General features: G+C 59.4%; 23 protein-coding genes and 1 pseudogene. 10 read left to right on the plus strand and 14 right to left on the minus strand.

What is annotated here, in order from left to right:
* Window positions 1–14: 14 nt before the first annotated feature.
* Window positions 15–1,232, plus strand: a pseudogene (locus AGR1_RS06860) (IS701 family transposase).
* A 259-nt stretch (window positions 1,233–1,491) separates the two neighbouring features.
* Here the strand turns inward: AGR1_RS06860 and AGR1_RS06865 are convergent.
* Together AGR1_RS06865 and AGR1_RS06870 are read right to left on the minus strand one after the other, a co-directional pair.
* A complete protein-coding gene (locus AGR1_RS06865; protein WP_149146542.1) occupies window positions 1,492–3,441 on the minus strand; it encodes a TetM/TetW/TetO/TetS family tetracycline resistance ribosomal protection protein in 1,950 nt (649 codons plus the stop codon).
* 249 nt (window positions 3,442–3,690) lie between these two features.
* On the minus strand, window positions 3,691–4,608 hold the full coding sequence (locus AGR1_RS06870) for a PhzF family phenazine biosynthesis protein (RefSeq protein WP_149147293.1): 918 nt from the start codon (window positions 4,606–4,608) through the stop codon (window positions 3,691–3,693).
* A gap of 304 nt (window positions 4,609–4,912) precedes the next feature.
* On the opposite strand from AGR1_RS06870, the gene AGR1_RS06875 reads away from it, so the two are divergent.
* Both AGR1_RS06875 and AGR1_RS06880 read left to right on the plus strand, forming a co-directional pair.
* On the plus strand, window positions 4,913–5,686 hold the full coding sequence (locus AGR1_RS06875) for an NAD kinase (RefSeq protein ID WP_149146543.1): 774 nt from the start codon (window positions 4,913–4,915) through the stop codon (window positions 5,684–5,686).
* 21 nt (window positions 5,687–5,707) lie between these two features.
* Window positions 5,708–6,208 (plus strand): hypothetical protein, encoded by a 501-nt coding sequence (locus AGR1_RS06880; RefSeq protein ID WP_149146544.1) that lies wholly within the window; start codon window positions 5,708–5,710, stop codon window positions 6,206–6,208.
* A gap of 27 nt (window positions 6,209–6,235) precedes the next feature.
* On the opposite strand, the gene AGR1_RS06885 is transcribed toward AGR1_RS06880, so the two are convergent.
* The 4 genes from AGR1_RS06885 to AGR1_RS06900 form a co-directional block, all read right to left on the minus strand.
* The gene (locus AGR1_RS06885) at window positions 6,236–6,706 is read right to left on the minus strand and encodes a cysteine hydrolase family protein (protein ID WP_149146545.1); all 471 of its coding nucleotides are present in this window, start codon (window positions 6,704–6,706) and stop codon (window positions 6,236–6,238) included.
* 75 nt (window positions 6,707–6,781) lie between these two features.
* Window positions 6,782–7,913 (minus strand): peptide chain release factor 2 gene (gene prfB, locus AGR1_RS06890; protein WP_162927369.1). Its coding sequence is split into 2 segments (ribosomal slippage): window positions 6,782–7,843 and window positions 7,845–7,913, totalling 1,131 coding nucleotides; the frame shifts between segments, so codons are not numbered across the junction.
* Between the two features lie 98 nt (window positions 7,914–8,011).
* Window positions 8,012–10,459 (minus strand): penicillin-binding protein 1A, encoded by a 2,448-nt coding sequence (locus AGR1_RS06895; protein WP_149146546.1) that lies wholly within the window; start codon window positions 10,457–10,459, stop codon window positions 8,012–8,014.
* Window positions 10,460–10,786: 327 nt separating this feature from the next.
* Window positions 10,787–12,046 carry an N-acetylmuramoyl-L-alanine amidase gene (locus AGR1_RS06900; protein ID WP_149147294.1) on the minus strand — a complete coding sequence of 420 codons (1,260 nt, stop codon included), beginning with the start codon at window positions 12,044–12,046 and terminating at the stop codon, window positions 10,787–10,789.
* A gap of 645 nt (window positions 12,047–12,691) precedes the next feature.
* Here AGR1_RS06900 and AGR1_RS06910 point away from each other — a divergent pair.
* Window positions 12,692–15,580, plus strand: a complete 2,889-nt coding sequence (locus tag AGR1_RS06910) for a ribonuclease E/G (protein ID WP_149146547.1) — start codon at window positions 12,692–12,694, stop codon at window positions 15,578–15,580.
* A 90-nt stretch (window positions 15,581–15,670) separates the two neighbouring features.
* On the opposite strand, the gene AGR1_RS06915 is transcribed toward AGR1_RS06910, so the two are convergent.
* From AGR1_RS06915 to AGR1_RS06925, 3 genes are all read right to left on the minus strand, one after another.
* Window positions 15,671–16,375, minus strand: a complete 705-nt coding sequence (locus AGR1_RS06915) for an SDR family oxidoreductase (protein WP_149146548.1) — start codon at window positions 16,373–16,375, stop codon at window positions 15,671–15,673.
* 132 nt (window positions 16,376–16,507) lie between these two features.
* Window positions 16,508–16,867 (minus strand): antibiotic biosynthesis monooxygenase, encoded by a 360-nt coding sequence (locus AGR1_RS06920; protein WP_080790842.1) that lies wholly within the window; start codon window positions 16,865–16,867, stop codon window positions 16,508–16,510.
* On the minus strand, window positions 16,864–17,190 hold the full coding sequence (locus AGR1_RS06925) for an NIPSNAP family protein (protein ID WP_003521451.1): 327 nt from the start codon (window positions 17,188–17,190) through the stop codon (window positions 16,864–16,866). The genes AGR1_RS06920 and AGR1_RS06925 overlap by 4 nt, the downstream gene beginning before the upstream one ends.
* Before the next feature lie 74 nt (window positions 17,191–17,264).
* Between AGR1_RS06925 and AGR1_RS06930 the strand changes: the two genes are divergently transcribed.
* On the plus strand, window positions 17,265–17,948 hold the full coding sequence (locus AGR1_RS06930) for a winged helix-turn-helix domain-containing protein (RefSeq protein WP_149146549.1): 684 nt from the start codon (window positions 17,265–17,267) through the stop codon (window positions 17,946–17,948).
* A 24-nt stretch (window positions 17,949–17,972) separates the two neighbouring features.
* On the opposite strand, the gene AGR1_RS06935 is transcribed toward AGR1_RS06930, so the two are convergent.
* Window positions 17,973–19,130 (minus strand): aminotransferase class I/II-fold pyridoxal phosphate-dependent enzyme, encoded by a 1,158-nt coding sequence (locus AGR1_RS06935; RefSeq protein ID WP_187772172.1) that lies wholly within the window; start codon window positions 19,128–19,130, stop codon window positions 17,973–17,975.
* Window positions 19,131–19,303: 173 nt separating this feature from the next.
* On the opposite strand from AGR1_RS06935, the gene AGR1_RS06940 reads away from it, so the two are divergent.
* The 5 genes from AGR1_RS06940 to aat all read left to right on the plus strand — a co-directional run bounded on the left by AGR1_RS06940 (window position 19,304) and on the right by aat (window position 23,131).
* Window positions 19,304–20,071, plus strand: a complete 768-nt coding sequence (locus tag AGR1_RS06940) for a DsbA family protein (protein ID WP_077982407.1) — start codon at window positions 19,304–19,306, stop codon at window positions 20,069–20,071.
* Window positions 20,072–20,196: 125 nt separating this feature from the next.
* Window positions 20,197–20,634, plus strand: coding sequence for a type II 3-dehydroquinate dehydratase (gene aroQ / locus AGR1_RS06945; RefSeq protein WP_077982408.1), 438 nt, complete (start codon window positions 20,197–20,199; stop codon window positions 20,632–20,634).
* Between the two features lie 25 nt (window positions 20,635–20,659).
* Window positions 20,660–21,151, plus strand: coding sequence for an acetyl-CoA carboxylase biotin carboxyl carrier protein (gene accB, locus AGR1_RS06950; RefSeq protein WP_080790847.1), 492 nt, complete (start codon window positions 20,660–20,662; stop codon window positions 21,149–21,151).
* 12 nt (window positions 21,152–21,163) lie between these two features.
* Window positions 21,164–22,510, plus strand: coding sequence for an acetyl-CoA carboxylase biotin carboxylase subunit (gene accC, locus AGR1_RS06955; protein WP_077982410.1), 1,347 nt, complete (start codon window positions 21,164–21,166; stop codon window positions 22,508–22,510).
* A 6-nt stretch (window positions 22,511–22,516) separates the two neighbouring features.
* Window positions 22,517–23,131 (plus strand): leucyl/phenylalanyl-tRNA--protein transferase, encoded by a 615-nt coding sequence (aat, locus tag AGR1_RS06960; protein ID WP_080790849.1) that lies wholly within the window; start codon window positions 22,517–22,519, stop codon window positions 23,129–23,131.
* 15 nt (window positions 23,132–23,146) lie between these two features.
* Here aat and AGR1_RS06965 read toward each other — a convergent pair whose 3' ends face one another.
* From AGR1_RS06965 to AGR1_RS06980, 4 genes are all read right to left on the minus strand, one after another.
* Entirely contained in the window at window positions 23,147–23,584 is a 438-nt protein-coding gene (locus AGR1_RS06965) for a DUF2155 domain-containing protein (RefSeq protein WP_080790850.1), read from the minus strand.
* A gap of 128 nt (window positions 23,585–23,712) precedes the next feature.
* On the minus strand, window positions 23,713–24,111 hold the full coding sequence (locus AGR1_RS06970) for an NADH:ubiquinone oxidoreductase subunit NDUFA12 (RefSeq protein ID WP_004441414.1): 399 nt from the start codon (window positions 24,109–24,111) through the stop codon (window positions 23,713–23,715).
* Between the two features lie 109 nt (window positions 24,112–24,220).
* Complete coding sequence (locus AGR1_RS06975; RefSeq protein ID WP_149146551.1) at window positions 24,221–24,694, minus strand: GNAT family N-acetyltransferase; 474 nt, start codon at window positions 24,692–24,694, stop codon at window positions 24,221–24,223.
* Window positions 24,691–25,188 carry a GNAT family N-acetyltransferase gene (locus AGR1_RS06980; protein ID WP_080790853.1) on the minus strand — a complete coding sequence of 166 codons (498 nt, stop codon included), beginning with the start codon at window positions 25,186–25,188 and terminating at the stop codon, window positions 24,691–24,693. The genes AGR1_RS06975 and AGR1_RS06980 overlap by 4 nt, the downstream gene beginning before the upstream one ends.
* Window positions 25,189–25,321 lie beyond the last annotated feature (133 nt).

A 25,321-nucleotide genomic window follows, 5' to 3' on the forward strand; every position in this document is an offset into this window, starting at 1 on the left:
AAGGGGTGCGGTGGATGGTGGAGCAGAATATTGCACTGGCGGATTGGCTGAAGCCGTTCGTTGAGAAGCTTGGTCACAAGAAGCGGCGGCAGATGTGCCCGGTATATGTTTCAGGCCTGATCGGACCGGGTGATCGCAAGAGTATCGAACCGATGGCGGAACGCCTTGCGCCCGATCATTACGACCGTCTGCATCATTTCATCTCGGATGGGATTTGGGACGCCAGTCCGCTTGAGACTGAACTGGCTGTGCAGGCGGACAGAATAGTCGGAGCTTCAGACGCCTTTCTGGTGGTCGACGATACGGGTCTGCCGAAGAAGGGTGATCATTCGGTCGGGGTCGCTCCGCAATATGCTTCGATGCTGGGCAAACGCGCCAATTGCCAGACGTTGGTATCGCTGACGCTGGCACGCGATGAGGTTCCCGTTCCGGTTGGTTTGCGACTGTTCTTGCCGGAAAGCTGGACCAGTAACCAGGATCTGATGGTTAAGGCTGGCGTCCCCGAGTAGATGCGTATATCCCGCACCAAGCCGACGATCGCGCTCGACGAGATCGACAGGCTGATCGCGGCGGGGGTGCGGTTTGGCACCGTGCTCGCCGATGCCGGCTATGGTTTATCGGCCGCGTTTCGCCAGGGGCTCAGTGCACGCGGCCTCACATGGGCTGTCGGTATTCCCAAACATCAAAAGGTCTACCCCCATGATGTCGCCCTGATTTTTCCGGTTTCCGGTCATGGCAGACCGCGCAAGCATTCGATCCCCGACACCCTGTCGATGGCAGCCGAAACGATCCTGGAAGCATCCTCCTGGAAGAAGGTCAGTTGGCGTCGCGGCACGAAAGGTCGCCTGACAGCGCGCTTTGCTGCGCTCCGCATTCGGATCGCTGATGGTAGTCCGCAACGTATCCTCGACAAGGGACAGCAGCATATGCCGGGCGAAGAGGCGTGGCTGGTGGGCGAATGGCGCTCGAACGGCGAGCGCAAATACTATCTCTCCAATCTGCCGGCCGAAGCAACGTTAAAGCAGCTGGCAGCTGCCATCAAAGCCCGATGGGTCTGCGAGCAGGCGCATCAACAAATGAAAGAAGAACTCGGCCTCGATCACTTCGAAGGCCGATCATGGCAAGGTCTGCATCGACACGCGCTGATGACAATGATCGCCTATGCCTTCCTGCAACATCAGCGCCTACACCAGGCCAAGCGGGAAAAAAACCAAGAGGCACGGCCCGCCTAAACCGACACTGCCAGCCATCCGACGCGCGGTCATAAACACCCTCCTGGCAGCGTCAGCCCCAGAACGATGTCCGCACTGCAGAATCCGCTTCAGACCGCCAAAATGCATTCTGCCAAAGTAGTGCTAAAGCGCGTCACGTTTAATCCGATTCATGCGATACGCTTTGTATATTTGTTTTTAAGCATGTCTTGGTCCCGAAAACGCTGCACGCTTTTGGGAGACATGCTTTAATAAATGACCGTCGCGGACCACGCGGCGGTCATTCTGCATTTCGGCCTATGCGCAGCAGATAGTCCCGCTCGTTGAACGGATCGGAACCTGAGCGCCGGCGCGGAGGCGGGGGATTGTCAGTTCGCGCATAGTGGTCGAACGATGTTTCCATCACGCCCATGCCGCTGGTCAATCCCGGCAGCTGCTGTTGAACACCCTGAACCGCCGCAGACGCTATCGTCCCTTCAAGCCTTGCTACGCCCCCGGAAATAACAGAGTTTTCGGGGGCCGCCCCTGCCTTGGCAAGCAGGGCGATCAACCGCGTCATGGCTGTGGCGGGCGCTTCGAGATGAAAGCGGTCGAACGGCTCGCAAACGAAGGTTTGCGCTTCCTTGAGCGCCGTCGCCAACACCCACGGCGTCAGTTGCCGGAAATCCGCAGCAGTGCTCGATGGGGAGGTATGCCGCGCAGCCGTCATTGCGACGTGACAATCCTGCACCTGCCAGCCGAAGACACCCTGTTTCAGCGTTTCGAATACGGTCTCCTCCACCGCACGATAGAAGCTTGCCGGCATCTGGCCAGTTTCCACTTCCAATGCAAAACTGTTGCCGGCGCCATCCGCGCGCGGCTCGACGCGAAGGCCCACGGTCGCGAGAAACGGGTTGGGCTCCTTAAACAGGATTTGAAGCCCCTGCCCGATGCCGGAAAGCCTTTCCACGCAGATAACCGTGCTGTCTTCAAAATCGGCCTCGATACCGAAACCTGTCGACAGCTCAGACTGAATGATCTCCTTTTGCACCTCACCGTAGAGAGATACGAAAACATCGTTTGTCTCATCGTTCATTCGCAAACCTATCAGCGGATCCTGCTCGGCCAATTGGTTGAGCGCTAGCCACAGGGCCGCATGTTCGGACGGCCGCCGGGAAACGACGCGCGTCTCGAGTGTAGGCGGCGCAAAATGAAATGCGCCGCCGGTAACGGCGTTCACACCCACCCGGTCGCCAACTCTTGCGTCGGCAAGACCGGCAACACGGGCAATTTGCCCGGCGCAGAGACTTGTCGTATTTTGAACGCGGCCGTCCTTGAAGAGCTGTATTCCCGTGAGCCTCGCCGGCCCCAGCGGTAGAGGCAGATAGTGCCGAAGCCGGATCGTTCCCGATGCAAGGTACAGATAGGACAGTTTTTCACCGCCCCATCCGCGCTCGATCTTGAAGATTTTTCCCGCGACCTCACCGTCGGGATCGGGGTTACGAGCGGGCAGCATGTCGGTAATAGCCGAAATCAAAGCCGGCAAACCGACCCCCGTCATTGCCGCACCGGCAAAAGTCGGATGCACCAACCCGCGGGCAGTCTGCTGCCTGAGCGATCGGGAGAGCTTTTCGGCATCCGCCCGGTCTGGCATAAAAAGATAGTCATGCAGCAACTCTTCATCGTTGTCCGCAAGCGTTTCACAGAGGCTGCTGAAGAATGGCTCGCTCCCCATATCGGTTGCCGCCACCCGCACGCGCTTTCCGCCCGCATCGGTGACTGTCGACATGGCGACCGGGCGCACCCGCAACTGACTGGCGAGGTCGTTCACAACCTCGTCATAACGCGCACCGACCCGGTCGACCTTGTTGATGAAGAACAGGAACGGCAGGCCAAGGCGTTGCAGCGCCCGCACCAATACACGCGTCTGGGCCTGCACGCCCTCCACGGCGGAAACGACGACCACTGCCGCATCGAGCAGCCCCAGCACCCGCTCCACCTCCGCGATAAAGTCGGGGTGGCCGGGCGTATCGATGAGATTGACGTTAGTATCGCCGATCGTGAAAGAGACGACGGCGGCCCTGATCGTGATGCCGCGTTGCCGTTCCAGTTCGAGACTGTCTGTCTGCGTATTGCCGGTATCGACGCTGCCCAGCTTGTCGATCACACCGGCATCAAAAAGGAGACGCTCCGTAAGGCTAGTCTTGCCTGCGTCCACATGGGCGAGGATGCCCAGATTCAAAGTGCGCATGAACCCTCAACTTCTCAGAAACTCCAAGGTGATTTTCTTGAGAAGGGACTCGGCGCATTGGGACCTCTATGTGCGGAAACCGTGAGTTATTAAGCGCATCTCCACCAGTTTGCGGAGAGGCTGACGAATTTAGAACCTGGGTCGTGATAGATGTCAAGCATGACAGGATCGGCGCCTCCACCGGCGCAAACAGGGTGAAGCCACCGTAAAAATCCGCGACCCCCGGAATGCTGCACCATTATGCGGAAATCAAATCTCGAACGTGCCCGAGGCAACGCGCACCGCGTGGCCGCCGATGCGGGCGCGGGCGATTTCGCCGTCCTTGATGTCCATACGCAAATGGATATGTGACGGTCGTTCCATTTCCACGCCCTGTTCGATGAGCAGCGGATAATGGCCGTCGGTCAGACCGTCGAAATGGTGGATGGCGCCGGAGAGAGCGGCCGCGGCTGAACCGGTGGCAGGGTCTTCCGAAATGCCCATATCCGGAGAAAACATGCGGGCGTGAAACTTCGCTGCATGATTGACGCCGCCGCGACAGTAGATATAGGCCGCCGTCAGGCGTCCTTCCACCAGCGGCGCGGTGCGCAACCACAGATTAGCGTCGAAATCCATCTCGCTGATGGCCGCGATATTGTGCACGGGGACGATGAGGAACGGCACGCCGGCCGTCCAGATCGACGGCATGTGATTTTCAAAACCGAGTTGTGCTTCACTAACCCCCAGCGCATCGGCAAGCGCCGTGTGATCGAGCGGCAACTCGACGCGGGTTGATTTGCGCGGCAAGTCGAATTCGGCGAAGCTGACCGCACCGGGGCGCATCTTCACCGCACAACGCACCGGACCCACCTGCTCCTCCAGTACGCAGACCATATCGATGTCGTCATCGCCCTTGCCGCGATTTCGCTCGGCGATGGCCACCGCCGCGCCGACTGTCGGATGGCCGGCAAAGGGTAACTCGCCCGAGGGCGTGAAGATGCGTAGCGAGGCCGCATGGGCCGGATTGCTGGACCCGTTGACGAAAACCGTTTCGGAAAGGTTCATTTCCCGCGCGATCGCCTGCATCGTAGCCTGGGGAAGATCATCGGCGTCATACATGACCGCCAGCGGGTTCCCCGCCATTTTCGTTTCGGTAAAGACATCGTAGATATCGTAGTTCAGCGCCACATCCGTCTCCTGCCACTCGTCATTCCGACTGCCTTTGGCAAACTGCATCAGGCCGCCCCACATCGCAACCCTTGTCCTTGGGTGGAAATCAAGAAGCTGTGGACCGGATCGGTGCGGTCCACTGTCCGGGAACGCCTGCGCCTGTGAAAGGCCTTGTCGCCAGCCGCCGTCTTCATGTACCAAGGGTGCGTCTGGCGGCTTGTTATCGACCTCCCTGTTGAGGTTTCAAGATTTCGAGCCGCTTCAACGGGTTACAGCGCCTTGCGTGGACAGTTTCCGGTCTGCGCGTTGTCGAGGGAAGCGGATGTTGCATTCTACCTATTCACTGTCCTTCGTCGCCTCCGCAACAGAGGAGGCGCAGGCGGCGCTGAAAGAGCTGAAAGGCATTTACGGAGATACACCTTTCGAAGAGGCTGAAGTGATCGTCGCGCTCGGCGGCGACGGCTTCATGCTGCAAATTCTCAACGAGACGATGAATTCGGGCAAGCGGGTCTATGGCATGAACCGGGGGTCCGTCGGTTTCCTGATGAATGACTACCGGGTGGACGGCCTGCTGGAGCGTATCGCGGTGGCGAGCGGCAATGATTTCCATCCCCTGCGCATGACGACGACGGATTCCGACGGCGACGAGTTTACGGCGCTTGCCATGAACGAGGTCAGCCTGTTTCGCCAGTCGCACCAGGCCGCCAAGCTGCGTGTGGAGGTGGACGGCAAGGTGCGGTTGGAAGAATTGATCTGCGACGGCATGATGGTTGCGACGCCAGCAGGCTCCACAGCCTACAATTTCTCCGCCCATGGACCGATCCTGCCGCTGGAATCGCCGCTGCTGGCACTCACCCCCGTCAGTGCTTTCCGTCCGCGGCGCTGGCGCGGCGCGCTTTTGCCGAATAAAGTAACGGTCGATATTCATGTTCTGGAACGCGACAAGCGCCCGGTGAACGCGGTGGCCGACCACACCGAGGTGAAATCCGTTCGTCATGTTCGGATTGCACAATCGCAGGACCGGACGGCAAGGATTCTCTCGGATCCGGATCGTTCATGGTCGGACCGGGTTCTCGCCGAACAGTTCAACAATTGACGCTCACAATCGACAATGGCCATGCAACTGACAAGACCTATCCTCGCTGCCCTCCTTTTCGCCGCCGCCGTGCTTCCCGCGCGGGCGCAGACGGAAGCGATCGACGCCTTGCCGGTTTCGGCAATCTTCGTCGTCAGCAGCGGCATGTGGGAAGAACGGAATCTTGAGCCGGTGAAAGGCCCCGACGGGCAATTGCGGCCGCCGCCTGCCTCGCCCACGCGCGGCTATTACAAGGTCATCGCCATCCGCCAGGGCGACGGCACGGCGAAGGTCTACCTGCAGCGAATCGTCTTTACCGCAGAAGGGCCGAATCTCCTGGAAAATATCGAACTGGAAGAATTCAGCCAGATGAAATCCTATGTCACGGATATTCGTCCCGAAAGCTCGAATGGCGCGCCCGCCTCGCCCGGCCTGTTCGTGACTGTCTACCTGAAAACGGACCCGATGAGCAAGGAAGCTGAAAGCTGGACGATCCTGATCGACGAGCTGGGCGAGATGAAGGTCGAGAAAGCGTCAAACTGATTGGCCCGATGCGCGGGCCGGGCAAGGTTACGCTTGCAGCGCCTCCGGGCCGGCAAGAACCGCACCGAAATGATGTTTCCATAATCTCGCCCCGAGTTCACCACTGCGATCGAGACTGGAGCCCACCGTAAGCCACGGCAACAGCGTGGGATGCAGCCCCGCATCGAAGAGGGCAAAACCGGCGGCCAGCACACAGGTATCGGCCTGAATGCCGCAGACCAGCACCCTGTCGAGTTTCAGCGACAGAAGATGGTCGATGACCTCCCGGGGTGGCGCATAACCGTGTTTGATGAATATGCGATCTGCCGCAACAAGCGACTCGTCGTTCCTGCCCGGCTTCCAGCCGAGTTGCCGCTCAAAGGGTGTTACGCTTTCGTCATGGCGCTCGACGGTGGCGATGCTGGGCATTGTCAGGGCGACAGCGGCTATCTCCGCCACCAGAGAGGCAGACGGATTGAAGCTCGGCTGGACGTCGACGATATAGAGCGCCTGTTTCATGCTTGTCCTCCAACGAAAAACCCCTCGCAATGGGTTTGCGAGGGGTAATCTTTTTTAATCGACGCATTTGACGCGTCAGTCGATATCCGCGACTTCCACATCCGCGCCGCCGCTGATGCGGTGCGCGAGAGCGGCTTCCATGAACTCGTTCAGGTCACCGTCCAGCACGTTGCCGGGTGCAGTGCTTTCCACGCCGGTGCGCAGATCCTTGACCAGCTGGTAAGGCTGCAGAACGTAGGAACGGATCTGGTGACCCCAGCCGATATCGGTCTTGGAAGCGGCCTGCGCATTGGCTGCCTCTTCCCGCTTCTGCAACTCCACCTCGTAAAGGCGGGCGCGCAACATGTCCCACGCCTTGGCGCGGTTCTTGTGCTGGGAGCGCTCCTGCTGGCAGGCAACGGCAATACCGGTCGGAATGTGCGTGATGCGCACGGCCGAGTCGGTGGTGTTGACGTGCTGGCCGCCTGCGCCGGATGAACGATAGGTATCGATGCGGCAATCGCTTTCGTTGACGTCGATCTGGATCGAATCGTCGACCACCGGGTAAACCCAGACGGAAGAGAACGACGTATGGCGACGCGCATTGCTGTCATAGGGCGAAATACGAACGAGACGATGCACGCCCGATTCCGTCTTCAGCCAGCCGAATGCATTGTGGCCCTTGACGAGGATCGTCGCGGACTTGATGCCGGCTTCTTCGCCGTCGTGAACTTCGAGCACCTCGACCTTGAAACCTTCACGGTCGGCCCAGCGGGTATACATGCGCAGTAGCATGTTGGCCCAATCCTGGCTTTCGGTACCGCCGGCGCCGGAATGCACTTCGAGATAGGTATCGTTGGTATCGGCTTCGCCTGACAGCATGGCTTCCACCTGACGGCGGTTCGCCTCGCTCTTCAACGCTTTCAATGCGTCTTCGGCGTCCTTGACGATCTCGTCATCGCCTTCCATCTCGCCGAGTTCGATCAGCTCTATATTGTCTTTGAGCTGCTGCTCGAGCGCCCTGACGCCATTGATGCTGTCATCCAGCTGCTGGCGTTCGCGCATCAGCTTCTGAGCCTCAGCGGCATCGTTCCAGAGGGTCGGGTCCTCTGCCTTGTTATTCAACCAGTCCAGTCGTCTTATCGCCTGGTCCCAGTCAAAGATGCCTCCTCAGCAGGCTTATGGCCTGCTTGATTTCGTCGACGACGTTCACGATTTCATTGCGCATTTCGCTGGTTCTTCACCTTCATTGAAACTCGTTGCTCAAATAAATGCGGGGGGCGCGGATGTAAAGACCCGCGCCCCCGCCAAACGTCAGGAGTGATATCAATAAAGACCGCCGCCACCGCCGGTGATGGCCTGCTGCGCCTGCGGCGAGGTCTTCAGAATGTCTTCCTGCGACATGTATCCGTCATCGCCGATGACAGAGAAGGTGGAAGCGGGACCCGTGCCGGGCTTGAAGGCTTCCATGATGGTGTCCGGCTCGCCCTCGACCGCCGCCATGCCAGTCTTGCGGTTAACGGCAACGAAGTTCATGCCAGCAGGCACGATGAACTTGCTCGGCTCCATGTGCTTGGCCGCATCGGCGATGAATTCGCCGAAGATCGGCGCCGACAACGAGCCGCCGGTGCCGCCGCGGCCGAGAGGCGCCGGCGAATCGAAACCGATATAGAGGCCGGCGACCATGTCGGGCGTATAACCGACGAACCAGGCGTCCTTTTCATCGTTGGTCGTGCCCGTCTTGCCGGCAACCGGCAGATCGACTTTGATCTTGCCCGCCGCCGTGCCGCGCTTCACGACACCTTCCAGCATCGAGGTCGTCTGATAGGCGGTCATCGGATCAAGAACCTGTTCGCGATTGTCGACGATCACAGGCTCGTCCTGGTTCTGCCAGCTTGTCGCGTTGCAGCCTTCGCAGGCGCGCTCCTCATGCCGGAAGATCGTCTTGCCGTAGCGGTCCTGAATACGGTCGATCAGCGTCGGTTTGATCTGCTTGCCGCCATTGGCGAGAACCGAATAGGCAGAGACCATACGCATGACGGTCGTTTCACCGGAACCGAGCGACATGGCCAGAAGCGGCGGCATCTTGTCGTAGATGCCGAAACGTTCCGCATATTCCGCGACCAGATTCATGCCCATGTCCTGCGCCAGACGCACGGTCATGAGATTGCGGGATTTCTCGATGCCGAGACGCAGGGTCGACGGACCCGCAGATCCTCCGCCGTAATTCTGCGGCTTCCAGACCTGACCGCCGGAAACGACCTCAATCGGCGCATCGAGTATGACCGATGCCGGCGTATAACCATTGTCGAGCGCCGCCGCATAGATGAACGGCTTGAAGGAGGAACCCGGCTGACGCATCGCCTGCGTCGAGCGGTTAAATTCCGACTGCGCATAGGAGAAGCCGCCGACCATGGCCAGAACACGTCCGGTATGCGGATCCATCACCACCATGCCGCCCTGCACTTTCGGCGGTTGGCGCAGGCGGTATTCATTACCGGACTTGGCAAGCGGCTGCGCATAAATCACGTCGCCGGCGGCCAGAACGCCGACCGGGGACTTGGTGGTCGCCTTTTTACCCGTCGCGTCGCGAAAAGCCCAGCGCATGTTTTCTGCGGCGATATGGCCGCGCGTGCGCTTGTCGCCCTCTTCCGTTTCCGCATCCGCCTGCACGCCTATATCGACGCCATCGGCCGCAACGGCGAGGACCACGGCGATTTTCCACTCCGGAACGTCGCGCAAACCCTTGACATTGGCGAGCGCCGCCGTCCAGTCGCCCGTTGTATCGATCCGCTCTACGGGGCCGCGAAAACCGCGACGCTCGTCATATTGAACCAGACCGTCCTGGAGGGCCTTGCGCGCCTCCATCTGGATCTGCGGATCGAACGAGGTACGGACCGATAGCCCGCCTTCGAGAAGGGCTTCCTCGCCGTATTTCTCGACGATCTGGCGGCGGACTTCCTCGGCAAAATAATCGGAAGCGAAAATATGGGCGCCGCCGCGACGCAGATTGACGCCAAGCGGCTGCTTTTTGGCGTCCGTCGCGTCGTCCGCAGTGATATAGCCATTCTCGGCCATACGGTCGATCACCCAGTTACGACGCTCGAGAGCAGCCTTTTCGCGACGGATCGGATGGTAATTGGCCGGGCCCTTCGGCAGCGACGCAAGATAGGCGGTTTCCGCAATCGTCAGTTCCGTCACCGACTTGTTGAAATAGGTGAGCGCCGCACCGGCAATCCCATAGGAGTTCAGGCCGAAGAAAATCTCGTTGAGATAAAGCTCGAGAATCTTGTCCTTGGAATAGGTCTGCTCGATGCGGAAGGACAGAATGGCTTCCTTGAGCTTGCGGTCGATGGTCTGGTCGTTGGTCAGAAGGAAGTTCTTCGCCACCTGTTGGGTGATGGTGGAGGCGCCGACCGGACGGCGACCGGAGCCGAGATTCTGGATATTGACGAGAATGGCGCGGCCGAGGCCGAAGACATCCACACCCGGATGGTTATAGAAATTCTTGTCTTCCGCCGAAAGGAAAGCGGCCTTCACGCGGTCGGGAATGGCCTGGATCGGCAGGAAAAGGCGTTTTTCATGCGCATATTCTGCCATCAGCGCGCCGTTGCCGGCATGCACGCGGGTCGTCACCGGCGGCTCATAGGTGCTCAGAACTGCATAATCCGGCAGGTCCTTTGTCACGCCGTGCAAATAAATCGCACCGGCGGCGGCTGCGCACAGAAAAAGCACGCTGGCCAAGCCGAAGAAATATCCAATCAGTCTGATCATACCAAGCTACCGATAATTCGAATCGTAACCATCAACGCCCGACGATATACGGGCGCATCCTTGCATATCGCGTGCCGTTTTGCACACCATACCTTCGATGACAAGCCGGATACGGCAGCATTCGCTGATATGTTACCGGGCGGCAGTCCGCAATCGCGCTCAGGGCGCTTTGCGGATCGCCACCGAATCCGCTTTCCGAGTAACGCGGCGAATGTGAGTAAAATAGGGCTTCGCCTTCGTAATCGTCCGCAGGACCCAAGAATTGAACAGGTTTTCAGCGGTCAATGGCAGGGCTGCAACAGCATTGCCGCTTCGCCGGCAGCCCTCTCAGCCGCCATTTGCCATGGCCTTGGCACGGTATCGCCCAATCGCGGTTGCGAGCGTATCGGCCACCTTCTTGCGCCACTCCCCATCGAGAAGCAGCTTTTCGTCTTCCGGATTGGAAAGGAAACCGAGTTCCAGCAGCACCGACGGCACATCATGGGCGCGCAGCACCATGAAACCGGCGTAACGGTGCGGATTGTTGATAAGCCCCACCTGCCCCTCGAAGGAGGAGACGATGTTTTCGGCCAGCGTCACCGAAAAGGCCTGGGTTTCCCGGCGGGTGAAATCGAGAAGAATATCGGCGACCTCAGGCGGCTCGCTGGAGGCGGCAACACCCGCGATCTGGTCGGACTTGTTTTCGCGCTCCGCCAGTTCCTGCGCCTGCCGGTCCGACGCCCGGTCCGACAACGTATAGACCGTCGCGCCACGGATACCCTTTTGTCTCAATGTATCCGCGTGAAGGGAAATAAAGAGATTGGCGTTGTTCTGGCGGGCGATGGTCACCCGTTCGGACAAGGCGAGAAAAGTATCGGAATCGCGCGTGAGGAATGCCTTGATACCAGGTTCGCGGTTCAGCCGCTCGGCAAGTTCCTTGGCGAAAGTCAGCGTGATGACCTTTTCCTCGGTGCCGGTAGTGCCGCCGCTGGCGCCCGCATCGATGCCGCCATGGCCGGCATCGACCGCGATGACGAATTCCGCCGGCCGCGACGTCTTGTCATCCGGCGCGATCGCGGCAGTCGTCACCGGCGCTGGTGTCCGCCACTGCTGATGCTTCACCAGCTCCGCGAACTTGCCCTTGGTGGTGATTTCCGCATCGAGAACGAAATGGAAAGATTGGCCGCTATCAGCTTTCTTGGTTTCGGCAACCGCCACCTGAACCGGCTTTTTCGCCGTCAGCACGATGCGGGCGCTGTTTTGCCCCATGGTGCCAAAGCGGATATCCGAAAAAAGACCCGTCGGCTTCAGGTCGGATGCGGGGAAGCTGAAATTCACCGCCGGAAAGTCCACAACGATGCGGGCGGGCGAATCGAGATAGTGAACATCGAATTCCGGCTCCTCGGCAAAGTCTAGAACGATGCGCGTGCGCGCCTCATCGCCAATGATCCGCGCCTGATGGACAACGAGCGGCTCCACGGCATGGGCCGACGGCGCGACGGAGATAGAAGCGGCGACGGAAAATGCCAGAGCCGCCGCAAGCCGCGCGATTCGCGCGCCAAACCGCCCTCTCCCACCGAATATCGCTGCGTTGCGCGTGAAATTCATGGTCTTCAAGAAATTCCGTATTTCAGTCATTTTCGATAAACGGCGAGGAAAAACGCTGGTAACAGCGCCATTTCAACCACGCCGTACGATAGTTTGCGCGTGTGCGCCCCACAATCGCAGGCCTTGGTGAACCAATTGTTAACCCGGAAATTCCACCAATAATATGGCATATTTAGCCAGCCTATTGCTATTATGACAGAGAAAACATACAACACGGATGAGGGTTAAAAGTGTTGACGGGATAGATGCCCGCCGGCTGCCAATCGAAAAAGACGCTGGCGCTGCAAATCGGGCAATCATCTGCCGTCGTTACATTTATCCTGAAACTCGATCAATTCCGGCCGTGGCCGGAGACCTACCCGGTGGCGTTGCCACCGCCGCTCTGAGGAGAGCAAATTCATCGGATCCCAAGGGGTCTATATATTATTGTCGTTCCGCCTGGCCAATGATGTCGCAGCAGTTTTCACATGAACCGGATACCAGGAGCAGGCCAAGCGCCTCGCCGTCGGTCCGGATGCTGCCAGTTTACAGACGCCCGGCAGGAGACTTCATTTCCGGCACATCCTTGCACTCATATGAAAGGCTCGTCCGTTTGGCGGGCCTGTTCTCGTATAAAACAAGGCTGCGCCGAGGAGCACAGCTTACATGGCAGACAAAATGCTTATCGACGCCTCCCACGAAGAGGAGACACGCGTAGTCGTTGTCCGTGGGAACCGGATCGAAGAATTCGATTTTGAATCGGAGCACAAGAAACAGATCCGCGGCAATATCTATCTTGCCAAGGTCACCCGCGTTGAACCCTCGCTTCAGGCGGCTTTCGTTGATTACGGTGGAAATCGCCACGGCTTTCTCGCCTTTGCGGAAATACACCCGGATTATTACCAGATCCCGCTCGCTGACCGACAGGCACTGCTGAAAGCAGAAGCCGAGGATCATCGCCGCAGCGACGATTTCGAATCCGCCGACGCTCCCGAGCCCGGTGCGCCCATGATCGACCTTTCGCAGGTGGATCAGCCGGATGTCGGCATTGTTTCCGCAAGCGAAACCAACGAGACCGTTGTCACGGAAGAAGCTGCACCCGTCGTGGAAACGGTTTCCGAAGAAGCGGCCGTCGAGGTCGTCCCGGCAGAAGCACCCGCTGAGGAAGAAAAGCCGAAGAAACGCACCCGCCGCCCCCGCGCCAAGAAGAAGACTGCGGAAGAAGAAGCAGCGGCAGCCGAGGCTGCCGAAGCCTCCTCCGAAGATGAGGGCAGCGCCGGCGGCGAAATGGCCGCCATGGTCGATACCGACACCATTTCCGAGGAAGTCGAGGGGCTTCGCCGCGGCAATGACGACGATGACGACGACGATGACGATCATCACGAGAAGGAAGTGATCGAATCCGTCGGCGCCGAAGACGCCATGGAAGAGGTTCCGGACCGCGTCGCCCGCAAGCCGCGCAAGCAGTATCGCATCCAGGAAGTCATCAAGCGCCGCCAGATTCTTCTTGTGCAGGTTGCCAAGGAAGAACGCGGCAACAAGGGTGCGGCGCTGACCACTTACCTGTCGCTTGCCGGCCGTTACTCCGTTCTGATGCCGAATACGGCGCGTGGCGGCGGTATTTCCCGCAAGATCACCCAGCCGGCCGACCGCAAGCGCTTGAAGGAAATCGCGCGCGATCTGGACGTGCCGCAGGGCATGGGCGTCATCCTGCGCACCGCCGGCGCCAACCGCACTCGCGTCGAAATAAAGCGCGACTTCGAATATCTGATGCGTCTGTGGGAAAATGTCCGCACGTTGACGCTGAATTCCACGGCCCCTTGCCTCGTCTATGAGGAAGGCTCGCTGATCAAGCGTTCGATCCGCGATCTCTACAACAAGGATATTGGCGAGATCATCGTTTCGGGCGAAGAAGGCTATCGTGAAGCGAAAGACTTCATGAAGATGCTGATGCCGAGCCACGCCAAGGTGGTTCAGCCCTACCGCGACATTCACCCGATCTTCTCGCGCTCCGGTATCGAGGCCCAGCTCGACCGCATGCTGCAGCCGCAGGTCACGCTGAAGTCGGGCGGTTACCTCATCATCAACCAGACGGAAGCGCTGGTTTCGATCGACGTCAACTCCGGCCGTTCGACCCGCGAGCACTCCATCGAGGAAACCGCGCTGACGACGAACCTCGAGGCGGCGGAAGAAGTGGCGCGGCAGCTGCGTCTGCGCGACCTTGCCGGTCTTGTCGTCATCGACTTCATCGACATGGAAGAAAAGCGTAACAACCGCGCTGTCGAGAAGAAGCTCAAGGATTGCCTGAAGAACGACCGGGCACGCATCCAGGTCGGCCGCATCTCGCATTTCGGCCTTCTGGAAATGTCGCGCCAGCGCATTCGCGCTTCGGTGCTGGAATCGACCACGCAGGTCTGCCAGCATTGCGGCGGCACGGGCCATGTGCGCTCGGAATCCTCCATCGCCCTGCATGTTCTGCGTGGCGTCGAGGAATATCTGCTGCGCAATACCACCCACAACATCACCGTGCGCTGCACGCCGGAAACGGCGCTTTACCTGCTCAACCACAAGCGCGGCACCATCGTTGATTATGAAGGCCGCTTCGGTGTGTCCATCATCATCGCTGCCGACGCCGGCGTCGGTGCGCAGCATTTCGCCATCGATCGCGGTGAAGCCGTCGAAAATCCGGTGAAGATCGAAAGCCTCATCCAGATGCTGCCGAACTTCGTGGAAGAGGAAGACGATTTCGTCGCCGAGGTGGAAGAGGACGAAGACGAGGAAGAAATCGTCAAGGCCCAGACCTCCGAGCCGCGCCAGCAGCAGGGCGACAATGGTGAGGAAGGCAAGCGCAAGCGCAAGCGCCGCCGCCGTCGTCGCGGCAAGGGCGGTCAGAACGATCAGAACGGCGCGCTTGACGCCCAGTCCGAAGGCGATGATGCCGAAGGTGACGACGACGGCGTCGAAACCGATGAGGCCGATGCTGAAAACGAAAATGGTACAGCGGAAGCACTGGCGTCCGATGAGGATGGCAAGCGCAAGCGCCGACGTCGCGGCAAGCGCGGTGGACGCCGCAACCGTGCGGAAGACGAGGCACTCGACGCCGCGGACGCCGAAGCCGGCGAGGAAGGCGAAAGCGAAGAGGTTTCCGCCGAAGCATCCGTGAATGAAGAACCGACCGCCGCCGAAGTGGTGGAAGGTGCAGTCGCCGACGTCGTTGAGGTTGAAGCACCGAAAAAGCCGCGCCGCACCCGCAAGGCGAAAGTAAAGACTGAAACCGAAGAAGCACCGAAGACAGAAGCCGTTGAAACGGTGGAGCCGGTGATCGTCAAGGAAACCGTTGCCGACGTCGCCATCGAAGAAGCAGGTGAAGCCTCGGCCGATCTCGCTCCGGAAGCGGAAGCAACGGCGAACGAAGAAAAGGTCCGCGCGAACCGGGGCAGCAATGTCTCGCATTCGGAGCCGGTGGTGACCTCTTCCGGCTCACCCGCAACGTCTGAAGGCGACGAGCCGAAGCCGCGCAAGGGCGGCTGGTGGCAGCGCAAAGGTTTCTTCTGAGAGAAGTGACACTGAATAAAAAACGCCCGCAACATCGTTGCGGGCGTTTTGTTTTGTCGATGCAAGAATGAGGATCGATATAGGCATCCGTCAAACAGACCGCGTCAGCCCGCCATCAACCCGGATATTCTGCCCGGTAATATACCCTGCCCCTTCAGACGCAAGAAAAGCCACGGTGGCGGCGATTTCCTCGCTCTTGCCGTAACGCTGCATCGGCACGCTCTCTCGGCGCTCCTCCGTCGTCGGCAGGCTGTCGATCCAGCCGGGCAAAACATTGTTCATGCGCACATTGTCGGCCGCATAGGTATCGGCGAAAATCTTGGTGTAGGAGGCAAGGCCGGCGCGGAACACGGCGGATGTCGGGAACATGCTGCTAGGTTCGAAAGCCCAGGCAGTCGAGATGTTTACGATGGCGCCCGCTTTCTGTTTCACCATGACGGGGGCGACGATCCGCGTCGGACGAATAACATTCATCAGGTAGACATCGAGGCCGGTGTGCCATTGCTCGTCGGCAATATCGAGGATGGAGGCGCGCGGGCCATGGCCGGCGCTGTTGACCAGCACATCGATGCGTCCGAATTTTTCGAGCGTCAGATTAGCGAGCCGCTGGAGATCGTCATTGGACTGGTTGGAGCCGGTGATGCCGATGCCGCCCAGCTTCTGCGCCAGCGCCTCTCCCTTGCCGGAAGAGGACAAGATCGCGAGTTTGTAGCCATCCGCGGCCAGACGTTTCGCCACGGCAGCCCCCATGCCGCTGCCGCCTGCCGTTACAATCGCTACTTTTTCCGCCGACATCGCTTTTCTCCTTGCCCATAAATTCAGGGTGTCCCGCACCACACTGGCCCATCTATAACCGGTTTCAAAGGCGAGTTCGATCCAGAAAGCCTTGCAGCGGCGTGCGGAAAAACTGATGCTGAAAATGTCAACCTAGCCATTTCCCTCTGCCGGATGGGCTTTCCGGCTGTCGGCTGGCGCTTCCTTCCGTTCCTCCAGGCCGTAGTCGCGGATCACCTGCGCAATACGCAGCCGGTAATCGGAAAAAACGCCGGACCGGCCAAGCGACTGCGCGGCGCGATGCGGCATGGTGTTGCGCCACGCCCTCACCGCCTCCTCATCCCGAAAAAAGGACAGAGAGAGCATCTTGTCCGGATTACCGATACTTTGAAACCGCTCGACAGACAGAAAACCGTCGATGGTTTCCAGTTCAGTCCGCAGGCCTGCCGCGATGTCGAGATAATGCTGCTTCTCGCCTTCAGCCGGCCAGACCTCGAAAATAACGGCAATCATTGCCCGCCTCCGGCGTGCGGAGCGGAGGCGAGACGCAGGAAAAGCCGGTCCTCTCGGCGAATGAACTGTTCGCGGCGGGCGAATTCGTAGTTTTCCCGCCCCGCGGGATCGGCGGCGAGCCGTGCCCGGTAGGCTTCGTAGGCCGCAAGATTTTCGATGTTGTAGACACCGTAGGCAATGGTGCTCGATCCCTCCTTCGGCGCATAATAACCGATCAGATCGGCCCCGCAGCGCGGTATCGCCTCACCCCATGTGCGGGCATATCGCTCAAAAGCATCGACCTTGAAAGGATCGATCTCGTAGCGGATGAAACAGGTCAGCATCGTTTGTCTCCTCGTATTTTGCCTCTCTCTTTTACGCCATTGCTTTGCATCAATGCTTCGGTTACCATCGAAGCATGAAAGACGGCCCCTTGATCGCCAATGTCGCCGCGCTGATCGGCGACCCTGCCCGCGCCAACATCCTGACGGCGCTGATGGACGGACGTGCGCTGACCGCAAGCGAGCTTGCCGAAGCCGCTGGCGTGACCCTGCAGACCACCAGCGGGCATCTGTCAAAGCTCTCCGAGGCGCAACTCCTGAAAGCGGAAAAACAGGGGCGTCACCGCTATTTCCGTCTTTCCGACGAGGATGTGGCGCATGTTCTGGAAGCGTTGATGGGTCTTGCCCAGCGCACGGGCGCAGTCCGCGTCCGCACGGGACCGAAGGACAAGGCGCTGCGGGAAGCGCGCATCTGTTACGACCATCTTGCCGGAGAAAGCGGCGTGTCGCTGCTTGTCGCCATTACCGCCAAGGGGTTTGTGACGTCAGGTGACGATCCTGCCCTTACGGAGAGCGGGCGCGACTTCTTCTCGAGCTTCGGCATTGATCTTTCGCCGCTCGAGAAGGCCCGTCGCCCGGTCTGTCTGCATTGCCTCGACTGGAGCGAACGCCGCCATCACCTCGGCGGCGGACTTGGCGCATCGCTTCTCGACGCCATGCAGCAGCGCGACTGGCTGCGGCGCGGAAACGGCCGTGTGCTGACCTTCACTGCAAAGGGTGAAAAGGCGTTCAACAGCACCTTTGGCTGCACGCCCGCCTGATCTCCCAGAGCAAATGATCCTGGCTTATTTCAGCCAGCCTGCAATACGTCCAACGGCCTCGGCGATATCAGACACGGAACCCGCATAGGAAATGCGCAGCGCGCGATGGCCCTCCTCGGGGTCGAAATCCATGCCCGGCGTCGCCGCCACATCGATTTCCGCCAGCATGCGCCTGGCGAAGTCCATGCTGTCATTGGAATAGCGGCTGGTATCGACATAGGCGTAAAAAGCCCCATCCATGGGGGATGCGAGCGGCAGGCCGATTTCCGGCAGACGCGCCATCAGGAAATCGCGATTGGTGCGATAGCTTTCCCTATAGACATCCAGTTCCTCCGCCGCCGAAAAGGCTGCCGTCGCCGCAAGCTGCGACAGTTCGGGCGCGGAAATATAAAGGCTCTGGGCCAGACATTCGACGGAGCGGACCAGATTTTCAGGCAGAACCATCCAGCCAATGCGCCAGCCGGTCATGCAATAATATTTGGAGAAGGAGTTGATGATCACGGCATTGCCGGTGATTTCGAGCGCACTCGTCTCTTCCCCGACAAAGGTGAGGCCGTGATAGATCTCGTCGGAAATGAAAGCCATGTCGCGGCTTTCGCAGTAGCTGGCCAGCCGCTTCAAAGCCTCGCGGCCGGTCACCGTGCCGGTTGGATTGGCCGGGCTTGCCAGAAGCACGCCCTTCAGCTTGCAACCGGCCTTTGTCTCCGCCCGCTCAAGACTTGCCGGCGTCAGCGTATAACCCGTTTCGGCCGTGACCGGCACTTCCACGACATTGAGGCCGAGAGCCTTCAAAATATTGCGATAGGCCGGATAGCCGGGCCTTGCGATGGCGACGTAATCGCCCGAATCGAAAAGGCTCAAAAAGGCGAGGTTGAAGGCGGCAGATGAGCCCGTTGTCACGGCGATGCGGGCGGGATCGATGGCGACCTGGTGGCGCAGTCGGTAATGACCGGCGATCGCCTCCCGCAACTCACGCAGGCCGAGCGCATCGGTATAGCCGATCCGCCCATGCTTCAGCGCAGCCTCAGCCGCCGCAAGCGAGGCTTTCGGTGCAGGATGGGAGGGCTGACCGACCGCCATGGAAATGACGGGGCGGCCCACCTGCCTTCGCCTGTTCGCTTCCGCCAGAATATCCATGGCGTGAAAGGGTTCGACTGCGCTCCGCTTCGACATCGTAATCAAGGGCATGCTCTTTCCTGAACCGTATTTCGCAGACTTGCCGCAGAATCACAATCTTCACAATCATGCGATCATAATGCGGACAAGTATTTTTGCCGTATGGCATTTGGCTTAAAGTAAGGTAATTGCCTTCATAAGATTTCAAGAGGCTCCGGCCGCACAGAATGAGGACCGATATGGCGCATTTTCTCCGTTCCACCCTTCTTGCCAGCGTGACGGCCCTTTCAACGGTATTCGCCTCCCTGCCCGCCCATGCGCTCGACGAGCAGCAGAAGAAGGAAATGGGCGAGTTCATCAAGCAGTATCTGATCGAGAACCCGGAGATCATGCTCGAGGTTCAGGACGCGCTTGAGCGCAAGCAATATGCGGCGCGCAACGCCAAGGCGGCGGAAGCCGTTGCCGACAACAAGAAGACCATCTTCGAATCAAAATATGATCTGGCGCTCGGCAACCCGGATGGCGATGTGACGCTGGTCGAGTTCTTCGACTATAATTGCGGTTATTGCAAACGCGCCATGGGCGATATGGACGCGATTTTGGAGGGCGACAAGAAGGTGCGCGTCGTCCTCAAGGAATTCCCGATCCTCGGACCGGAATCGGTTGCCGCGCACCGCGTTTCCAACGCCGTGAAGCTGCTTGCTCCGGCCAAATACGCAGAGTTCCAGCGCACCCTGCTTGGTGGTCGCGGACGGGCGAATGAGGACAGCGCCATGGAAGTCGCGACCTCGCTCGGCCTCAAGGAAGCAGACATCCGCAAGTCGATGGCGGAAAACCCGAATGATGCGCAGGTGCAGGAAACCTACAAGCTGGCCAACAGCCTCGGCATCACCGGAACGCCGTCCTATATCGTCGGTGACGAGGCGGTTTTCGGTGCGGTCGGCGCCGACCCTCTGAAGGAAAAAATCGCCAATATGCGCAGCTGTGGAAAAGCCACCTGCTCCTGATTGCTAAAAAAGCCACTGCATTCCCTGTGAGATGCCTGCCCAGCGGCCGGTTTAGGGCTTGCGGGGGCTTTTCCTTGACGGCTGCGCAGTCTATAGGTGTCGCTGATTTTCTTATGGAAACGTGAATGAGCAACATCATCATCGTCATCAACGGCCCCAATCTCAACATGCTGGGAAAAAGGGAACCGGGTATCTATGGTGGCAAGACGCTGAAGGACATCGAGAATGATTGCCTTCAAGCCGGTGCCGATCTCGGTTTCGCAGTGGAATTCCGTCAGTCGAACCACGAAGGCGTGCTGGTGGACTGGTTGCAGGAGGCGGGCGAGCGGGCGGCTGGCGTTGTCATCAATCCCGGCGCCTACAGCCACACATCCATCGCGTTGCATGACGCCATTCGCGCGATTTCCACGCCCGTCGTGGAAGTGCACATTTCCAACATCCACGCCCGCGAAGAGTTCCGTCACAAATCGATGGTATCACCCGCGGCTAAAGGCATGGTCTGCGGTTTCGGACCATATGGATACATCATGGCGCTTCACGCGCTGAAAAACATCACGGCATAAAAAGAAACAAAGAATAGGGTTTGTCATGTCTGAAAAGAAACAGGGTATCGACAAGGAACTGATCCGCGAACTCGCGAATATCCTCAACGATACCGACCTTTCGGAAATCGAAGTGGAGCAGGACGACCTGCGCATCCGCGTTTCCCGCGCCGCTCCCGCCGCCACGGTCTATGCCGCAGCGCCTGCTCCTTATGCGCCAGCACCGGCGGCAGCCCCCGTTGCTGCGCCGGCCGCAGCCGCGCCGGTCGCCTCTGCGGCCTCCGCAGCACCTGCCCGCAACCCGGCCAACACCGTGTCCTCGCCGATGGTCGGCACGGTCTATCTTTCGCCTGCCCCGGGCGCACGTCCCTTCATCGAAGTGGGTGCAACGGTCAAGGAAGGCCAGACCATCCTCATCGTCGAGGCCATGAAGACCATGAACCAGATTCCGGCTCCCAAGTCCGGCAAGGTCGTGGAAATCATCGTCAACGACGCTCAGCCCGTGGAGTATGGCGAAGCCCTCGTGGTCATCGAATAAAGGCGGTTCAGCATGGTTTCGAAGATCCTCATAGCCAACCGCGGCGAGATTGCGCTACGTGTCCTGCGCGCCGCCAAGGAGCTTGGCATTCCGACGGTTGCCGTGCATTCCACGGCCGACGCGGATGCCATGCATGTGCGCCTTGCCGACGAGAGCGTCTGCATCGGCCCGCCGCCCTCGCGTGACAGCTACCTCAACATCCACCAGATCGTTGCGGCCTGCGAAATCACCGGTGCGGACGCCGTTCATCCCGGTTACGGCTTCCTGTCGGAAAACGCCAAGTTCGCCGATATTCTCGACGCGCACGGCATCACTTTCATCGGACCGACCGCCGAACATATCCGCATCATGGGCGACAAGATCACCGCCAAGCAGACGGCGATGGAGCTTGGTATTCCCGTTGTTCCCGGTTCCGATGGCGAAGTGAAGCCTGAAAACGCGCTTGAGATCGCCCGCGAAATCGGCTTTCCCGTCCTCATCAAGGCGACGGCGGGCGGCGGCGGTCGCGGCATGAAGGTGGCGAAGACCGAAGCCGATCTGGAAGAGGCCGTTGCGACGGCCCGCTCCGAAGCGGCAGCAGCCTTTGGCAACGACGCGGTCTACATGGAAAAATACCTCGGCAAGCCGCGCCATATCGAAGTGCAGGTGTTTGGCGATGGCGAAGGCAATGCCGTTCACCTTGGCGAACGCGATTGCTCGTTGCAGCGCCGTCACCAGAAGGTGCTGGAAGAAGCCAATTCGCCGGCTCTGACCGTCGAACAGCGTATGAAGATCGGCGAGATTTGTGCGAGCGCCATGCGCAAGCTGAAATATCGCGGCGCCGGCACCATCGAGTTCCTTTATGAGAACGGCGAGTTCTATTTCATCGAAATGAACACGCGTCTGCAGGTGGAGCATCCAGTGACGGAAGCGATCACCGGCATGGATCTCGTGCAGGAACAGATCAGGGTTGCTTCAGGCCAGGGCCTGTCGGTCACGCAGGCGGATATCGAATTCCATGGCCACGCCATCGAATGCCGAATCAATGCCGAAGACCCGCGCACCTTCGTTCCCTCGCCGGGCACGCTGACCTATTTCCACACGCCGGGCGGTCTTGGTGTGCGCGTTGATTCTGGCGCCTATCAGGGCTACAAGATCCCGCCCTATTACGACAGCATGATCGGCAAGCTCATCGTTCACGGTCGCGACCGTGACGAGTGCATTCGCCGCCTGCGTCGCGCGCTGGATGAGTTCGTCGTTGACGGCATCAAGACAACACTGCCGCTTTTCCAGGATCTTCTCCAAAACGAGGATATTCTGAACGGCGATTACGATATTCACTGGCTGGAAAAATATCTGGCCGGTGACGCGTCTCACTAAGACGATATGGCTGGGCGGCGCAGCAGAAATAACGACATAACGGTCGATATTCTGCTGCGCGCCTATTCAGCCGGCCTGTTTCCCATGGCCGATTCGGCCGATGATCCGGAACTGTTCTGGGTCGAGCCGGAAATTCGCGGCATCATTCCCCTTAACGCCTTTCATGTTTCAAAAAGCCTCGCCAAGGCGATGCGCAAGAAGCCGTTCGAGATTCGCTTTAACACCGCCTTCGAAGCGGTGATGGCTGGATGCGCGGCGGAAGCGCCGGACAGACCGAGCACCTGGATCAACGCCGTCATCCGCCGTCTCTATAGCGAGTTGCACCAGATCGGCCACGCCCATAGTGTCGAAGCTTGGGAAGGCGAGGAACTTGTCGGCGGGCTTTACGGCGTCTCGCTGGGCGCCGCCTTCTTCGGCGAGAGCATGTTTTCCCGCCGCACCAATGCATCGAAGATTTGCCTCGTGCATCTGGTGGAGCGCTTGCAACAGCAGGGCTTCACCCTGCTCGACACGCAATTTACGACAGAGCACCTCAAGACATTCGGCGCGATTGACGTGCCGAAGCAGGATTATACGAAAATGCTCGACCTTGCCGTCAACCGGCCCAGTCTACAATTTTGAAGACTTTACGTAAGGTTATTTGCTTGCCGTAGAGGGAGCGGGAACGTCCGAATCCTGCTTGCAGCCCGTCAGCCACACGTCGTAGATCGGGTGTTCCACAGCGTTGAGGCCGGGACTGTCGGCGAACATCCAGCCCGTGAAAATTCGCTTGATCTTGCGGTCGAGCGTGATTTCATCGACCTCGACAAAAGCGTCGATCTTCTGGGCTTCCGTCTGGTCGCGGGAATAACAGACTTTCGGCGTCACCTGAAGCGCGCCGAACTGCACGGTCTCATCGATATAGACATCGAAAGACGTGATACGGCCGGTGATCTTGTCGATGCCGGAGAACACCGCGACGCGGTTTTCGAGACGGGCTGCGGAGACGGGTGATACGAGGAGAACAGCAGAGACCGCTGCAAACAGCGAGACTGTCAGCGCACGCAAAGAACGATCCCGCGTGAATTTCCTCATAGAGTGGTCTCCAAAATTTGCCTACGTCGTTACTCCGACCGGATCAACGCCTAAGGGCGGAATGTGGCAAAAACCGGTGGGCCGGATGCCGGCGCGGTGTTTTGCACAACACCGCGCGTCTGAAATGCTCAGTTGCCAGGCGTCCAGGCGTCGTAGTCGCCAGTCACACGCGGACGCTCGCCGGCCACCGCCAGCGACCCTTGAGGACGGTAAGCCTTGGACGAACCGGTGAGGTTCGGCTGGTGCGGCTTCTGCCATTCGCGTGCGACGTAGCTTTCCTGGCTCGGCGGCACGTCGGTGCGGTAATGCATCCAGCCATGCCAGCCGGGCGGAATGGCCGACGCTTCGGCATAGCCGTTGTAGATCACCCAGCGGCGCGGCATGCCCCAGGAGGTGGTGCCGCCTTCGTAATAAGTATTGCCCAACTCGTCCTGCCCGACCTTCTTGCCGAAACGCCAGGTGTGAAACCGCGTTCCGATCGTCTGGCCGTTCCACCAGGTGAAGATTTGCGTCAGGAGAGTCTTCATTCTACGTTCCTCGGGCTTGAATGCGCCGCAGCGATTTTCCGTGCTCGGCACAAGACATGCTTATGCCGCCCCTCACGGCAATTGTCCAGCATTTCGAGATATATCCGCGCTATTTCAGCTTCATCCTGAAGCCCAGATGCCGCTTCTCGAAACCTAGCCGCTCGTAAAAGCGATGCGCGTCTAGCCGGGCCATGTTGGAGGTGAGCTGCGCGGCTTTCAGACCCTGACGGCGGGCTTCTTCCAGGCAAAAATTGATCATCACCGCACCGATGCCGCGACCGCGCATATCGGCCCGCGTCTGCACCGCCTCGATGACCATGGACTTCGCCCCTCGCCCGACGAGCTTGGTCAGGATCGCGGTCTGAAAGGTGCCGACCACCTCGCCATCCAGTTCGGCGACATAAAGCGTTTCGCTCGGCGATGCCTCAATCGCCCGGAAGGCGGCGAGATAATCGGGCTGCGCCGATTCGTCGGCCGTATCGCCGTGACCGCCGATTTCATCGGCGGCGAAGATGGCGGCGAGCGCCGGAATATCCTCTTCTCGTGCGGTGCGGATTATCAGCTTTTCCAGTGTCGCATTCATCGTTTCAGGCTCTTTTCCATAACGATGCCGGGTAGGCCCTCGATGCCCGCCATGCGCTCGATTCGGTCCACCTCGACAAATCCGACGCCTTCATAAAAGGCGATTGCGACAGTATTTTTAGGCTCGACTTCCAGCCGCATGATTTCCGCATCCGGAAAGCAGGTTTCCAGTTCAGCGAAAAGATCGCGGCCGACGCCCTGCCGCTGGAGGTCGGGTGCGACATAGAGCTGGTGCAGCAGGGCCGTTTTCGCCATTTTGGTGGACATGGAACCATAGGCCATGCCGCCGATCCGCTTGCCGTCGTCAGCCACCAAAAACTCGCCACCCTTTTTCTCGATGCGGTCCTTCATGGCCTGCGGCGAATGCCATGCGAGGATCAACTGGTTCACCTTGTCCACGCCGTAGATCGCATCATAGGTCGCGTGCCATGTCGTCGCGAGCAGGGTGCGGACCGGCTCTATGTCACGGAGGCTGGCTGTGCGGATGAAAAACATGATCTGGCTCCGTCTCAGAATAGAAAAAGCCGGGCGTTGATCCCGGCAAAAGTGATAACAGTCGTTCGTACTCGACGTCATCCTCGGGCTTGTCCCGAGGATTTGAGCACATTTGACCTTGTGGGTCGTTAGA

Source organism: Agrobacterium sp. B1(2019) (assembly GCF_008274755.1).
Taxonomy (GTDB): Bacteria; Pseudomonadota; Alphaproteobacteria; order Rhizobiales; family Rhizobiaceae; genus Agrobacterium; species Agrobacterium salinitolerans.